This is a genomic window from Nannocystis exedens (genome assembly GCF_002343915.1).
Lineage (GTDB): Bacteria > Myxococcota_A > Polyangia > Nannocystales > Nannocystaceae > Nannocystis > Nannocystis exedens.
Genome location: NZ_NETK01000001.1, coordinates 6,869,612 through 6,883,665 on the forward strand (window position 1 = coordinate 6,869,612; position 14,054 = coordinate 6,883,665).

11 protein-coding genes are annotated in these 14,054 nt (G+C 72.6%); 8 read left to right on the plus strand and 3 right to left on the minus strand.

Annotated features, from left to right (window positions below; genetic code table 11):
* Positions 1-239: 239 nt before the first annotated feature.
* Positions 240-842 (minus strand): hypothetical protein, encoded by a 603-nt coding sequence (locus NAEX_RS50760; protein WP_170136036.1) that lies wholly within the window; start codon positions 840-842, stop codon positions 240-242.
* Between NAEX_RS50760 and NAEX_RS27030 the strand changes: the two genes are divergently transcribed.
* Positions 828-2,381 carry a DUF2254 family protein gene (locus NAEX_RS27030; protein ID WP_170136037.1) on the plus strand — a complete coding sequence of 518 codons (1,554 nt, stop codon included), beginning with the start codon at positions 828-830 and terminating at the stop codon, positions 2,379-2,381. The two genes, NAEX_RS50760 and NAEX_RS27030, sit on opposite strands and share 15 nt — an antisense overlap.
* Positions 2,382-2,430: 49 nt before the next feature.
* Here NAEX_RS27030 and NAEX_RS27035 read toward each other — a convergent pair whose 3' ends face one another.
* Positions 2,431-3,171 carry a DUF4377 domain-containing protein gene (locus NAEX_RS27035; protein ID WP_096330367.1) on the minus strand — a complete coding sequence of 247 codons (741 nt, stop codon included), beginning with the start codon at positions 3,169-3,171 and terminating at the stop codon, positions 2,431-2,433.
* A 93-nt stretch (positions 3,172-3,264) separates the two neighbouring features.
* On the opposite strand from NAEX_RS27035, the gene NAEX_RS27040 reads away from it, so the two are divergent.
* The 5 genes from NAEX_RS27040 to NAEX_RS27065 all read left to right on the plus strand — a co-directional run bounded on the left by NAEX_RS27040 (position 3,265) and on the right by NAEX_RS27065 (position 10,914).
* On the plus strand, positions 3,265-4,725 hold the full coding sequence (locus NAEX_RS27040) for a ligand-binding sensor domain-containing protein (RefSeq protein ID WP_096330368.1): 1,461 nt from the start codon (positions 3,265-3,267) through the stop codon (positions 4,723-4,725).
* A 427-nt stretch (positions 4,726-5,152) separates the two neighbouring features.
* Positions 5,153-5,896, plus strand: coding sequence for a hypothetical protein (locus NAEX_RS52255; protein WP_177325887.1), 744 nt, complete (start codon positions 5,153-5,155; stop codon positions 5,894-5,896).
* Between the two features lie 425 nt (positions 5,897-6,321).
* Entirely contained in the window at positions 6,322-6,813 is a 492-nt protein-coding gene (locus tag NAEX_RS27050) for a hypothetical protein (protein ID WP_100792816.1), read from the plus strand.
* A 1,775-nt stretch (positions 6,814-8,588) separates the two neighbouring features.
* A complete protein-coding gene (locus NAEX_RS27060; protein WP_096330371.1) occupies positions 8,589-10,043 on the plus strand; it encodes a sigma-54-dependent transcriptional regulator in 1,455 nt (484 codons plus the stop codon).
* Between the two features lie 304 nt (positions 10,044-10,347).
* Positions 10,348-10,914, plus strand: coding sequence for a hypothetical protein (locus tag NAEX_RS27065; RefSeq protein WP_096330372.1), 567 nt, complete (start codon positions 10,348-10,350; stop codon positions 10,912-10,914).
* Positions 10,915-11,053: 139 nt separating this feature from the next.
* On the opposite strand, the gene NAEX_RS27070 is transcribed toward NAEX_RS27065, so the two are convergent.
* Entirely contained in the window at positions 11,054-12,592 is a 1,539-nt protein-coding gene (locus NAEX_RS27070) for a neutral/alkaline non-lysosomal ceramidase N-terminal domain-containing protein (protein ID WP_096330373.1), read from the minus strand.
* A 564-nt stretch (positions 12,593-13,156) separates the two neighbouring features.
* Here NAEX_RS27070 and NAEX_RS53135 point away from each other — a divergent pair.
* A complete protein-coding gene (locus tag NAEX_RS53135) occupies positions 13,157-13,489 on the plus strand; it encodes a cupin domain-containing protein (RefSeq protein ID WP_245913809.1) in 333 nt (110 codons plus the stop codon).
* On the plus strand, positions 13,393-13,989 hold the full coding sequence (locus NAEX_RS27075) for a helix-turn-helix transcriptional regulator (protein WP_245913810.1): 597 nt from the start codon (positions 13,393-13,395) through the stop codon (positions 13,987-13,989). The genes NAEX_RS53135 and NAEX_RS27075 overlap by 97 nt, the downstream gene beginning before the upstream one ends.
* Positions 13,990-14,054: the final 65 nt, after the last annotated feature.

A 14,054-nucleotide genomic window follows, 5' to 3' on the forward strand; every position in this document is an offset into this window, starting at 1 on the left:
ATGGAGGGGCGCGGAGCGAGTCACGGCGTGCGCGGCGGAAGGAGCGTGGAGGCGAAAGGAAGGTCGAGGCGCGCGCGCGGGCGGAGGGATGATTCGCGGGTCGGCGTGGCGCGGGATGCGAAAGAAAGGTTCGAGGCGAGGCGGGCGGCGAGGGATGATTGGCGGGTCGGCGCGGGGTGGGATGCAAAGGCGCGCGCGGGCGGAGGAATGATTCGCGGGTCGGCGCGGGGGCGCGGCGGTCATGGCAAACCGAGCCGCCGGCGGGCGGCGGCCACGAGCGGGCGCGGGAGGCGGCGGGCGTCGGCGACGCGGCGCAGGTCGGAGCGAGGCAGGCGCCAGAGCAGGCTCATCGCCAGCGGCAGCGGGGTGGCAGGGTCGAGGACGCGGGTGACGCCGGCTGCGTGGGCCGCGACGGGTCGCGGGGGCGCGGCCGCGACGGGCGCGGGCCCGAGCTCGACCGGCGCCGGCAGGTCGTCGGCGCCGGGGTCGGGCGGGTCGGCGGGCAGCGGCGGCGCGGGGGCGAGGTCCTCGCCGGCGCGCGAGCGCATGGCCGCCAGCAGGCGCGCGGCGTGGTCGTCGGACCTGTCGTGGGGGACATGTCCCGAGAGCAATGCGTGCAACAGGCCGCGCAGGCCGGGCACGCGCTCGCGGGCGCCGAGCTCGACCGCCGCGTGGAGGGCGGCGCTCGGGCAGCGCGGGTTGCGGGCCAGGGCGGCGAGGATCGCCGGGGCGGCCAGGAGGCGCGCGTGGGCCAGGGCGATCGCCTCGCAGGCGCGCGGCGGGCCGCAGCGGGCGACCAGCGCGAGGGTGTCGGCGTCGACCTGCGGATGGCGCACGAGCACCGCGAGCTCGTCGGCCTGACCGATCCGCCGGCGAGCCATGGCCTGATCCACCAGGACCTCGAGAAGGCGCAGAACACCGTCGGCGGCCTCGGCGAGGTGATGGCCGCGGTCCTCGGGCTCGCGCTGACCGTCTCGAGCATCATCGTCCAGCTGGCGGCGACCCGGTTCACGCCGCACATCACGGTGCTGTTCTTCCGCGCCCGCACCAACATGCTGGTGCTCGGGTTCTTCGTGGTGTCGACGCTGTTCGTGGTGTGGGTGAACTTCTCGCTCGACGGGGCCGACTACGCCGGCCCGCGCTGGGACGTGATGTTCTCCATGGTGCTGATGACGACCAGCCTGCTGCTGCTGTTCCCGTACTTCGCGTACGTGTTCGACTTCCTCGACCCGAACAAGATCATCGGCCGGATCAAGACCAACGGCCTCGACGCCTGCACGACCAAGCTCGGCCGCCAGTCGATCAGCATCGAGCAGCGCCAGCGCACCGCGGTCGAGGCGGTCGAGCACCTGACCAACATCGGCCTCAACGCGCTGCAGCAGAAGGACAAGAACATCGTCTCGGCGACGATCGACGCGCTGCGCGAGTTCTGCGTCGAGTACGGCGAGATGAAGAACGGCATGGTGCTCGAGTGGTTCAAGATCCCGGACCGCCAGAGCCCCGACTTCGTGTCGCTGTCGCCGGAGGCGATCACCGACCTGCGCCACCGCCGGACCTGGCTCGAGTGGAAGGTCCTGCGCCAGTATCAGATGCTGTTCACCGAGGGCCAGTCGCAGATCAAGGACATCTGCTACCTGATCGCCATCAACACCCGCCGCCTCGGCGAGGCCGCCTCGGTCTACGGCGACCTGCGCGCGCTCGACCTGACGATCAAGTTCTTCAACACCTACCTGCGCGCGACCCTCAACGCGTCGGACATCCGCACCGCGTACAACATCCTCCACCAGTACCGGCAGCTCGGCGAGACGGTGCTCGAGATCGGCAAGCGCTCGAAGCCGACGGTGATCGACCGCGACAAGACGCTGGCCGACCGCACCATCGAGATCGCGCACCGCATGCGCTACTACTCGGGGGTCGCGTTCCAGCGCAACATGGCGTTCGTCGCCGAGGTGATCGCCCACGACATCGGCACGCTGTGCGAGCGGGCGTTCCAGCTCAGCAGCGAGTGTCACGACGATCTGCTCAAGATCTTCCTCGCCGTCGACGACGCGACCGAGTCGGCCGACAAGGCCAAGACGCTGCGCGGGGTGCGGAAGGCCCAGATCAAGCTGGCCACCCACTACCTGGTGTACGGCGCCACTTCGCTGGCGCGCCGGATCGCCGAGGACATGCGGATGGAGGACCCCCGCCGCCTGCGCTCGATGTGGGTCGAGCTGGCCAACCTCGACACGCCCGAGTTCTGGGAGGTCAACGACCGCGGCTCCAACTTCGACTACCTGACGCCCGACCAGAAGGCGACGCTGCCGAAGTTCTTCGCGTGGTTCGACGGGCTGCAGGCCGACGGCGCGGTGCTCTACGACTCGTTCGTGCTGCGCAAGTGAGCCGAGGTCATTGATGGTACATGTCCGAAAGGGCATGTCCAGAAATGCGCTACTTGTCCGCCAGCGAGAGCAGGCGCAGCGGCACGTCCTCGTCGGCGGTCAGCTCGAAGGTCGCGGAGAACGGGGTGCCGTCGGCGATGCGCTGGAGGACGTCGGCGCACAGCTCCGGGGCGCAGTCCACTTCGGTGTCGAGCATGAGCAGCCGGTCGCCGGAGGGGACGAACCAGCCGCTGTCCGGCGAGTCGTTCGAGAATCCGAGGGTGTACCGGGTGCCGACCGGGTCGTGCTCCTCGCTGACGATCTCGTCGGCGATCCAGCGCTCGTCCGACTGGTCGGCGCCGGGGTCGGCGACGGGCTCGACGTGATAGCGCAGCCGCGTCTCGACGCCCCAGCGGTGGGTGAAGCCCTCGAAATAATTGTAGGTCGTCTCGAACTCGCCGCCGTCCTCGGAGTACCTGAGACAGAGCATCGGAAAGGCGCCGACGCAGGGGGAGCGCCTGGAAGCCACCACCACCTCCTGGGCCTCCTTGGGGCCGCAGGCAGGGGCGAGGACGGTGAGGCAGAGGACGAGCAGGGAGGTGGCTCGGGGCTTGGACCGGGGTCTCATGGGTCGTGAGGGGGGGAGGCTGCAACAACCGCACCAGGGGGGAGTGCGGTGATTCCTTGCGCGTGGACACCGGGCTCTCGGGGACGAAGACGAAGAGCAGGACATGGTTGCCAGATCCGCGGGCGAGGGTGCCATGGCGGCGGTGATGCTGCCGCGGGACGCGGCGGCGCGGAGCCGATCCATCTCAGGCGCCAGGCGACGCGCGAGGGCGCTGCCGGAGGGGCGAGGCGCGCGGGGCTTCTCGCGGCGGGCGCCCTCGTGGCACGCTCGCGCGCGATGAAGCACGCCCCCCGGTCCCTCGCGCTGTTGTTCGGGTCGTTCGCGGTCGCCTGCGGCGAGACCACGAGTCCGCCGATCGTGGCCAAACCGGAGGCGCAGGAGGCCAAGGCCGCGCCGCCGCCGGCGCCCGAGAGCCCGCCGGCCAAGGCCGGGGGGAAGGGCGAGGCGAAGGCGGAGGCGCCCCCGACGACCGAGGTCGTGGCGCCGAGCGAGCCGACCCCGCCGCCGCCGGCGGCGCCGCAAGTGCCCGGCCCGGCGTTCTTCGCCGTCGACAAGAAGGGGGTCGTGCGGCTCGAGCAGGGCGAGTTCACGCCGCTCAAGGACGGGCCCGACAAGCTCATCAAGAACCTCCACGTCGCCGACGACGGGACGCTGTGGGTGCTCGGGTTCGAGACGATCTACAAGCTGCCGAAGCTCGACGCCGACGGCTTCAAGGAGGTCGCGCGCGGCGACTTCCAGGAGACCGGCACGATCGACGACTTCTTCGTGATCGCCGACGACGACCTGTGGGTCGCGGGCTTCGGCGGGGTGTCGCACTGGGACGGCAAGGCGTGGACGCGCGAGGAGAAGGCGGCGATCGGGGCCGGCGACGACACGATCGACGGGATCGCCGTCGACCGCGACGGCAAGGTGTGGGTCGCGTCGTCGCACCGGATCCACGTCAAGGACAAGGGCGCGTGGAGCACCCTCGACCTGAGCAAGATCAAGGACCAGCTGTTCATGGAGGGCGTCGAGCGGGCGGCCGACGGCACGGTCTACGCGTTGGCCTCGGCGACGCTGATCAAGCTCGGCCCGGGGCCGGTCGACGCGGCGGCGGTCAAGCTCGGCGGCGGCAGCATCCCCTCCTATAGCGACCTGGCCCTCGGGGCAGGTGGCACGATCGCCGCGCGCAACCTGTTCGACCTCGTGATCTCGACGCCGACGGCGACGAAGGTGTGGCGGAAGAAGGACTACATGTCCGAGGGCGTGCGGGCGCTGGCGGTCGACGCCGGCGGGCGGGTGTGGGTCGGCGGCGAGATCGGGGTGGCGATCCTCGGGCCGGGCGACGCCAAGGTCGAGTGGCCGTCGGGGTCGGTGCCGGAGCTGTCGGGCGAGGTGGTCGGCGTGGCCGTCGCCGGCGCGGGGCCGGCCGAGCTGCCGGCGACCGGGCCGGTGCAGACGGGCGGGCTCAAGGGCAAGCTGCTGCGCGGCGGTCAGCCGGTGGCCGGGGTCGAGGTCGAGCTGTGCCCGAGCCCGAGCATGCTGTTCACGAAGTCGCCGTGCGCCGACAGCTCGGTCAAGTTCACCGGCAAGACCGACGACAAGGGCGAGTGGAAGTTCGACGCGGTGCCGCTCGGCGCCTACGGCATCGCCCTCAAGTCCGAGGGCAAGTGGCGGATCACGATGGGCTCCGACCTGGGGGTCGAGATGAAGCCGGGCCAGGTGTTCGACGTAGGCTCCGTCTCGCTCGACAAATAGCGGAAAGCGGCGAGGAGGCCGCCGCGGACGGGCCCGCGGGTGCGCGGTCGGCTCCGGCGGTGTCGTCGCCTCGCCGCCTCGTCGCAACGATTCTGCGGAGTTAGCCGCGGCGGCCCGGCCGCCGATTGTTCAGACCCGCCGGAGCGCCGCACCGTCGCCGATGTAGGCGATTGACGGCACCAGCGATTCTCGGGCGACCGATTGTGGAGACCCGCACGGGCGGCCGGGCCGCCGTCCGGAGCGCGCCGCGCCGCTTGATAACGCCGTTCTTGCGCGAATGGACGGGGTTCTGCGGGCTTTCGTGGCGCGCGCGCGTCGCCTCCGGCTTGCGCCTCTCCACACCGTATCGTGGCAGCCCCGACCGGTCGACGAATATTCGGACCGTGCGTCCCGGCAGACGGCCGGCGACCGGAGGACCTGCAAAGAGATGCTTCGTTTTACCATGATGTTAGCGACTACCTGTGCGTTCGCGTTGCCGTTCGCGCTGCCGTTTGCGACGGCGGCGCGGCCGCTGGCGACGGAAGCCCCGCTGACCGGGTTCATCGACGGTGACGACGACGACCGGGACGACGACGACCGGGACGACGACGACGGGGACGACGGGGACGACGGGGGCGACACGCTGATCGAGATCGAACTCCAGTTGTGCGTCGAAATCAAGATTGAGATCGAGACGCGAGATTGCGAGATCCGGAAGGGGCCGGCGTGTCTGGCCGCATGCACCTTCGACGCGGTCGGCCCGGCGTGTCTGGCGGAGGTGGGCGATCGGGCCACCCCGCGCCAGCTGGCGGCCTGCCAGGCCGATAGCGTGGCCGTGTGCCGCAGCCAGTGCGAGGCCGGCGGCGCCGCGTTCTGCGAGCTCGACGACTCCGAGCTGAAGGCGCGCGGCGACGATTGGGACGACGGGGATCCCCCCGGGTTGGCCCTGGGGCACTGCAATCCGATGAACCCGCACTTCGACAAGGACAAGTGCAAGGACGATCACGACGACAAGGACGATCACGACGACAAGGACGATCACGACGACAAGGACGATCACGACGATCACGACGATCACGACGATCACGACGATCACGACGATCACGACGACGGTGACGGGGAAGACACCACGGTTTTCGTGAACATCGAGGAGTGCATCGAGCTCAAGCTCGACATCGAGCAGAATGGCTAGCGAAGGGCGTTGATCGTCCCGATTCCGCCGCGCGCTGCGACGGGCCCGCGTAGGCATACGACGACGGGTTCGCCGCGGGGCAGGCACCGAGGCCGGTGCGACCTGACGTTCTGGGGAGTACGGACAGGTCGGGGGTCTCGGGGTCTTCCCGGGCGTGCGGCGGAGCGGGGGCCATCCCCGCGTTTCGGGGCGGATCGTCGCGGCCGCAGGGCGCTGCGGACGGAGCCGAGCCGGGGGCGTCGAATCGACGCCCCCGGCGGCGCCGTGTTCGGCGCCCGTCGACGTCTTGAGAATGTCGATCGTGTGACTGCCATGATAAAGCGTGAGGCTCTCCACATAACGCGGTTGCACGTCCGGGTCGCCGACGTACGATTCGGAGCGGCGACGGAATGCACACCGGCGCCGCTGCGAAAGGATTGTCGAACATGATGCGTACGATCTTGATGGCCGCGCCGTTCCTCGCGTTCGCGCTCCCGCTGGCGACGGCCTCGTCGGTCGCGGCCCGCCCGCTGGCCACGCCGGCCCCCGCGGCCGAGTTCTGCCGGGGCGACGAGTGCGGCGACGAGTCGATCGAGCTGCTGATCTGCGTCGAGGTGCAGCTCGCGGTCGACCGCGACTACGAGTGCGAGATCCAGCGAGGCCCGCAGTGCCTGGCGAACTGCACGGCCGAGGCGATGACGCCGCTGTGCCTCCACGAGCTCGGCGACCGCGCGCGCTCGGCCGCGGGGCTGCAGGCCTGTCTGGCCGAGCGCGCGGCGACCTGCCGCAGCCAGTGCGACGGCCGCGGCGCGGCGTTCTGCACCGAGGGCGCGCGCTGGGACGGCGGCGACGACGACGATGACGACGACGACGGCGACGGCGGGGGGCCGATCTTCATCGACGTCGACGTGTGCGTGTGGCTCGACGCGAACTTCTGATGGTTCGCGCCGCCGACCGTCCGCAGGGCCGCCGCGCTCGCGCCAGGGAGCGGGCGCCGCGGCTGCCGGACGGCCTTCCAGGTCCCCGGAGCGCCTCCGCGCTCCGGGTCGTTCGCGCGTTCGAGAGGGGAGTCCGCGGATGTCGACGAGGACATGGCTGAAGAGACAGATGGCGGGGCGGCGGGCCGGGGTCCGCCGCGTGGACCTGCGGGGGGCGCTCGGGCGCCCGCGGCGGGCGAGGGGGCAGGGCGGAGGGGGCAGAACCGGCGAAGCGCCGCGGTCGGTGGCGCGCGAGCCGGTCGCCGTCCGGCGCGCGGCATGGCGCCACAGACATGTCCCGATCGACATGTTCGATCCGGGCAGGCCCGCGCGCGGCGTGGTGTGGGATGTCCCCAAGGACAGGCGCAAGGAGATCGGCTCGGGAGACGCATGTCTCGAGGGACCGGTCCCGACCACGGACGAGCGTCCACGAGGGCCGCGGGAGCGGGCGCGTTCGGGGGCGTGCGAGCGCAGCCCGAGGCGGGCGGGCGGGGCGAGTCGGGGTTCGGCGATCTTCGGCGGTCCAGGACCACGGGCTCTTCGGGGCCACGACCGATCGGGGCGCGGAGCCGTCGGTTCGACCCTCGAGCGACGCATCCGGCGGCGAGGGACCCGGCGGCCCCGGCGGCGGCGCGGCGATCCAGCAGTTCGGCCGCTTCCGGTCGCTGCGCCTGCCGGGCCAGAGCGGGATGAGGGGGATCCACGCGCACGACCTCGAGCGGAGGGCCGCGCCGAAGCTGGCGCGGGGCGATCGCTACCCGGCGGGGATCGGCCGCTTCATCCGCGCGGCCAGGGCGCGACAGAAGTTCGCGTCGAGCCACACGCGCGGGTCGACGTCGATGAAGATCGGCCCGCCGGCGGCGGCGGCGCGGCGATCCAGGGCGCCGGCGAAGCAGTCGCGCCCCGCCGTGAGCGCCCTGCGGAGGGCGGCGGTCCTGGCGATCGAGCACGCGCCCGAGGTGAGGGCGGCGCGCCGGCGCGAGGGTGGGTTCGAGGCGATCGTCGACCTGTTCTTTCAGGCAGGTCGGAGGCCGGCGGCGGTGCACGCGGCGAGGCTGGAGGATCGCGGCTTCGAGCCCGACGACGTGATGGTCGGCGACGACGGCCGCGTGCGGGGCATGGACTTTGGCCTGGCGCGGGCGATCGACGCGCCGGTGGCGGTGGTTCCCGCCCCCGTCGCAGCCGACGGGCCGCGCGGCGAGGTTGAGCCGACTGTGCCGTCTCGGTGGTCAGCACGCCGGCGGCCCTGTCCTCGAAGCGACACCGCGGGGCGGCGGTCGAGGTGCGCAGCGACGTGCTGCAGCGCTGCGGCGCGCGGTCCGATGGGGCGGTCGCGGTGCCGCCGTCGGGCCGGGCAAGCGCGAGCGACTGCGGGCCGTCGAGGTCGCCGGAGGGGGCGCGGCCGCCGGGGCGCGCGCAGGTCGGCGCGCCGGCTCGGTCGGCTTGCGGTGGCCTCGGGCCGACGAGGGTGGGGCGTGTTCGTCCGCGGTGGGGTTGGGGCGAGGCGCAAACGGTGACACGTGTTTCCTCGGCGGCGGGCCTGCCGCGGGGCGCCACGAGCTCGCGGCATGACGTGTCCGGCGAGCACGTGTCCGCGGAAAACCGGGCTCTGGTTGGGGATTGCCTGCGCCGCAGCGAACGGGCCCGCAGGCCCCGCGCGCGGAAGCGCGCATTCCGCGAAAGGACGCTTCTCTCTGGCATTGCGCGGGCGAACTGCATAACGTCGGCCGACGAGCATGCAGGGCCTCCGACAACCGCACGAGTCGACGCTGTCGGAGACGGCGGAGACCAACTACGACCGCGACTTTTCGGCGCCGCAGCGGTTCGCGCCGGCGCTGGTGGTGCTGTGGTCGCACGACGAACCGGAGCGGGTCGGCGAGGTGGTCGTGTTGCCGCCGACGGCGCGGGGGATGAGCTTCACGCTGGGGCGGGCGGTCGAGAGCTACGAGGATGGCTCGCTGCCGCTGACGCTGCGGCGGCTGCGGCCGTTCTCGAGCGAGGACCGCGGGCCGTTCCAGTCGGCCCGGGTGTCGCGCTGGCAGATCCGGATCACCGTCGAGCAGGGCGACGAGCTGGCGATCGAGGGCATCGGCAAGGGCGAGCTGCGGATCAACGACCAGCCGACCCGCGGGGCCGCGGTCGTGCCCGGCGACACCATCGAGGCGGTGGGGCGGTTCGTGCTGCAGGCGACGCGGCGGCCGCTCGACTGGCCGCGGCCCGGGGGCTGGCCCGACCCGTTCCCGTTCGGCGCGGCCGACCGGTTCGGGCTGGTCGGCGAGTCGCCGGCGGCGTGGCTCCTGCGGCAGCAGATCCTGTTCCTGGCCCAGCGCGACGGGCACGTGCTGGTCGAGGGCCCGAGCGGGGCCGGCAAGGAGCTGGTGGTGCGGGCGCTCCACGCCGCCTCGGCCCGCGGGGCGCGGCCGCTGATCGCCCGCAACGCGGCGACGATCCCCGAGCGGCTCAGCGACGCCGAGCTGTTCGGCAACCTCAAGGACTACCCGAGCCCCGGGACGCCCGACCGCTCGGGGCTGTTCGGCGACGCCGACCGCTCGTCGCTGTTCCTCGACGAGATCGGCGAGCTGTCGGAGACGCTGCAGGCCAGCCTCTTGCGGGTGATGGACAGCGGCGAGTACCAGCGGCTGGGCGACTCGTCGATGCGCGCGACGGACGTGCGGATCCTGGCCGCCACCAACCGCCAGCCCGGCGAGCTCAAGCACGACTTCTTGGCCCGCTTCCTCCACCGCGTGCGCGTGCCCGGCTTCGGCGAGCGGCCGGAGGACGTGGTGCTGGTGGCGCGCCACCTGCTGCGCGGGTTCGCGGCGCGCGACAGCACGCTGGCCGAGCGATTCTTCGTCAACGGCGAGCCGGCGCTGGGCGCCCGCCTGGTCGTGGCCCTGGCCCGCCACCGCTTCACCGCCCACACCCGCGAGCTCACCGAGCTGCTGTGGCGGGCGGTCGCCACCAGCTCGGGCTCGCTGCTCGACCTGCCCGCCGACTTCGTCGCCCGCCCGACGACGCCGGCGCCGGCGCCGGCCAGCAGCGACTCGACCGACCCGCGCGAGCTGTCGCGCGAGCAGATCGTCGCCGCCCTGGCCCGCGTCGGCGGGGTGCGCGACCGGGCCTGGCGCGAGCTCGGGCTGCGCAGCCGCGACCAGCTCAAGCGGCTGCTGAAGAAGCACGACATCACCTGAGGCCGCCGGCGGGGCGAGCGGAACGAGCTGTCCTGGGGGACATGTGACGTGTCCCGATGGACATGTCGGCCGCTCGCCCGCAGCGGTCGCGGCGGGCGGGGCGACCTGTCTCGAAGAGCAGGTCGCCTGTTCGCCCGCAGCGCCCCCGGGACGGCGGCGGGCGACATGTCTCGAAGACCATGTCGGTCGCTCGCCCGCTGCGGCCGGGCGCCCGAGCAAATCCTACCGGCGGCGGGGCCGGCTCGCGCAAGGCCTGCGGTGGTCGGGCGCCGGCTGGGTTCTACCCTTGCCGTCAGGAGGTCGTATGTCGAAGGTCGTCGGCGGGCTCATGGGATCGACAGTGGTGGCGTGGCTGGTCGCGGGCGGGTGCGCGCCGCCGGAGTCGCAGCCGGGCCAGGACCGGCCGGACAGCATGGTGAACTTCGTCGTCGCGGGTCGACCCCTCGAGACCGACGACGGGCTGTACCTGCTCGAGTTCTCGCCGTTCCCCGGCAGCAACTTCGCCTGGCCGACGACCCCGGGGCGGACGCGGATCGCCCTCGACGTGCGCACCGGGCCGGGGTTCGTGGTGGACGACGACGACGCGGCCGTCGACGAGACCGCCGCGGCGGAGATGCCGATTTACCCGCTGATGTTGACCTTCGACGCCGTGGTCCCGCCGGCCAGCGCGATCGGCCAAACGTTCTACCCCGAGGCCTGGCCGACCAACGCCGACGGGACGCAGTGGACGCTGGAGCTCGGCTTCCCCGCGCCGGGCGACTGGACCCTGCCGATCACCGTGGCCGACAGCGACGGGCGCGTCGATCGGGTGCGCGCGACGTTCCGCCTGGTCGCGCCCGACCAGGGCCGGCCCGCGCGGGCGCCGGGCTGAGCGCCCGCGGGCATGGTCGGCCCGCGCGCTCGCGGGGGCGAGGAGGTCTGAAAGGACATGTCCGATGGGATAGGAGTGCTGCGCGGCTCGGCCGCGCCCGTATGTCCTCGAGGACATGTCTTTCGAGGCGCGTCCGCGCTCAGAAGTTCGCGTTGTCGGCGGTGACGAGGGCGTTGATCTTGTCGCGGGCGGTGTCGCCGGCGGTCTTGCCGAGGGACACGGTCTCCTCGTAGTTGTCGTTCTTGCCGGTCTGCCACTCGTCGCTGGGGATGAAGTAGCCGAGGGCGTCGCCGGTGTTGCCGAGGATCATCTTGTGCGGGGTCTTCATGACCTCCTTGATCGCCAGGCCGTTGCGGGTCAGCGACTCGCCGGGGAAGGCCACGCCCTGGACCTGGGTGCCGAGGCGGAAGTAGGTGCTCTGGGTGGTGACGACCTGCGACAGGCCCATCGATTCGAAGTCGAACTGGAGGATCCCCAGCCCGGCGGCGAGCTGGAACAGCAGGTTGTCGACGCCCTGCTCCCACTCGGTGTGCGACCACACCAGCGTGCCCTCGACCGGCTCGGCGGTCTCGACGGCGGCGATGGCGATGTCGGCCAAGAGCTCGCCGTAGGCCTGGGCGCGGGCGAAGTCGTCGGGGTACTGGCCGTCGGGGACCTTGGGCGTGGCGTCGCCGAGGGTGCCGTTGAACAGGCTGGCGGGCGCGCCGAGGGCCGCCTCGATCTTCTGGACCGAGTAGCCGACGTAGTCGCAGGAGATCTCCTTGTTGTCCTCGCCGAGGATGACCGGGTGGGCGGCGAAGTTGACGAGCGTGCCGAGGCGGTTGCCCTCGAGGTCCTTGGCGTCGAGGATCGTCATGTCGTCGTCGGTGAAGCCCCAGCCGCGGCGGTTGTTGTTCGGCGCCTTGACGGTGGCGACCGCCAGCGTCGCCGGCACGCGGGCGTCCCACGCGGCGGCCATGCTGTGGGCGATCTCGTCGTTGATGAAGTCGCGGTAGTCGTCGGGGACGCCGCCCCACAGGCCCATGAGGTCGGGCGCCGAGTGGCTGTGGGTGGTGCCGACCAACACCTGGCCCTCGTCGAGGCCGGTGAGCTCGGCGACCTTTTGCCGCACCGCGCGGGTGTTCTGGTTGCCCATGCCCGGGAGGTCGACGATCGCCATGATGACGCCGCCGCCCTCGCCCTCGATGGCGAAGCTGCGGGCGAAGATCGCGTCATGCACGCCCTGGGCCGGGCCGCGGGTGAACGGGGCCCCGTAAGCGCCCATGTAGACGTTCTGGTCGAGGTGGGCGTCGCTCGGCGAGACGTCGGCCGTGTGGACGCCGATGAGGAAGCCGTCGATCGGGCCGCCGGTGGTGGTGTCGGTGTCGCCGGTGGTGGTCGTCGTCGTGGTGTCGGGGCCGCCCGTGGTGGTCGTCGTCGAGGTGACGGGGCTCGTGGTCGTGGTCGTCTCGTCGCCGGTGGTGGTGGTGGTGGTGGTGGTGGCCGAGGTGGTCGAGGACGTCGGGGTGGTCGGGTCGACGCCGGTGCCGGTCGGGCCGGGGGTGTCGGTGGTGCCGGTCGAGGTCCCGGGGCCGGTCGAGGTCGAATCGTCGGTGCCGCCGGTGCTGCCGCCCGGGTCGCTGCCGCCGCAGGCGAGAGAGAGGAGGAGCGGGACGAACAGCAGGCGAGGTGTCGACATGGAAGTGGACGGTGACCATAGCGGAAGGCCGCGGGCGGTCGCCAGGGGTGAGGCGTCGCCGGGCTCACGCGCAGCGCGGCGGCGGACGTGCGGACACGTGGGGCCGATCGATCACGCACCGCGACGACGCGGCCGCGAGGCTCCGCGCGAACCGTGCAGCGGCTCACATGCCCGGGATGTCGTCGCTGCGGGAGCGGTGGCCGCGTGACTGCGCGGGCCATCGTCGGTGTCCGGCGCGAAGCCGACCGCGACGATCGTGGGTCGGAAACGGAAGTCGTGCGCGGGGCGATCGTCGGCTGCGTGCGCGGGGTCGAGGACGTCGCGGGGGCTCGAGGTCGAGAGCGGTCGAGCCCGGGGCTGATGTCGACGGGGCTCGAGGACGTCGCGTGCAGCCCGGTCGAGCGCGCGCGGTCGGCTGGGTCGGCCGGTGCAGGTCCGACGCGGGGGGTGGCGGTCGCCGGCGAACGGCTGGCGCAGACGGCGCGCGACGCCGGGGGCTGCGACGGATCGGCGCACTCCTGCAATGCGATTGCAAGTGATGGATGATTGCATCAACATCGAGGCATGCGCGTCGACGATCGCTGGCAGGATGACCGCCCCGTGTTCGTGAGGCACCACCACGTCGGCCGGTGGCCGAGGCCGCCGCGGCCGGTGGTCCACGAGTTCGCGGCGATGGTGTTCTACGTCGACGGCCGGGCCGAGGTCGAGCAGCGCGGGCGGGTGCGCGTCGAGGCGGGGGATGTGCAGCTCGTGCCGGCCGGCGAGGCGCACCGGATGATCTGCGGCGGCGGGGCCGAGGCGTGGGGGTCGGGTTCAATCCGGTCATCCTGGCCGCCTCCGAGCACGCGGCGCTGCTCGAGCCGTTCGAGCGCGTGCGGGCCGGCGCCGCCGCGGTGATGCCGATCCCGGCGGGCCGGCAGGAGCACCTGAGGCGGCTGATCGCCGAGCTGCGCGAGGAGTCGGCGCAGGCGCCGACGGCCTTGCAGGCGCAGGTGCAGCGCAGCCTGTTGACGCTGGTGCTGGCCGAGGTCGTGCGCGCGGCCCCGAGCGGCGGCGAGTCGGCGACGGCGCCGGTGGTGGCGCAGGCGCTGCGGTACATCGAGCGCCGCTGCCTGGCGCCGATCTCGCTGCGCGACGTGGCGGCGGCGCTCGACCGGTCGCCGGCCTACGTGACGACGGCGCTGCGGATGGCCACCGGCCGCACGGCCCAGCAGTGGATCGCCGCCGGTCGGCTCGCGGAGGCGCGTCGACGCCTGCTCACCAGCGACGAGACGGTGGAGGCGATCGCGGAGCGGGTCGGCGGGCTCGACCCTACCCACTTCATCCGCATGTTCCGGCGCGAGCACGGCTGCACGCCGGCGGCCTGGCGCGCGGAGCATCGCCGGCCGCGCGCGTGAGGGCGACGGGCGAGGGGGGTACGCGAGTGCCGGCGGGGCGAATACTCGCGGTCGTGGCGCAGGCG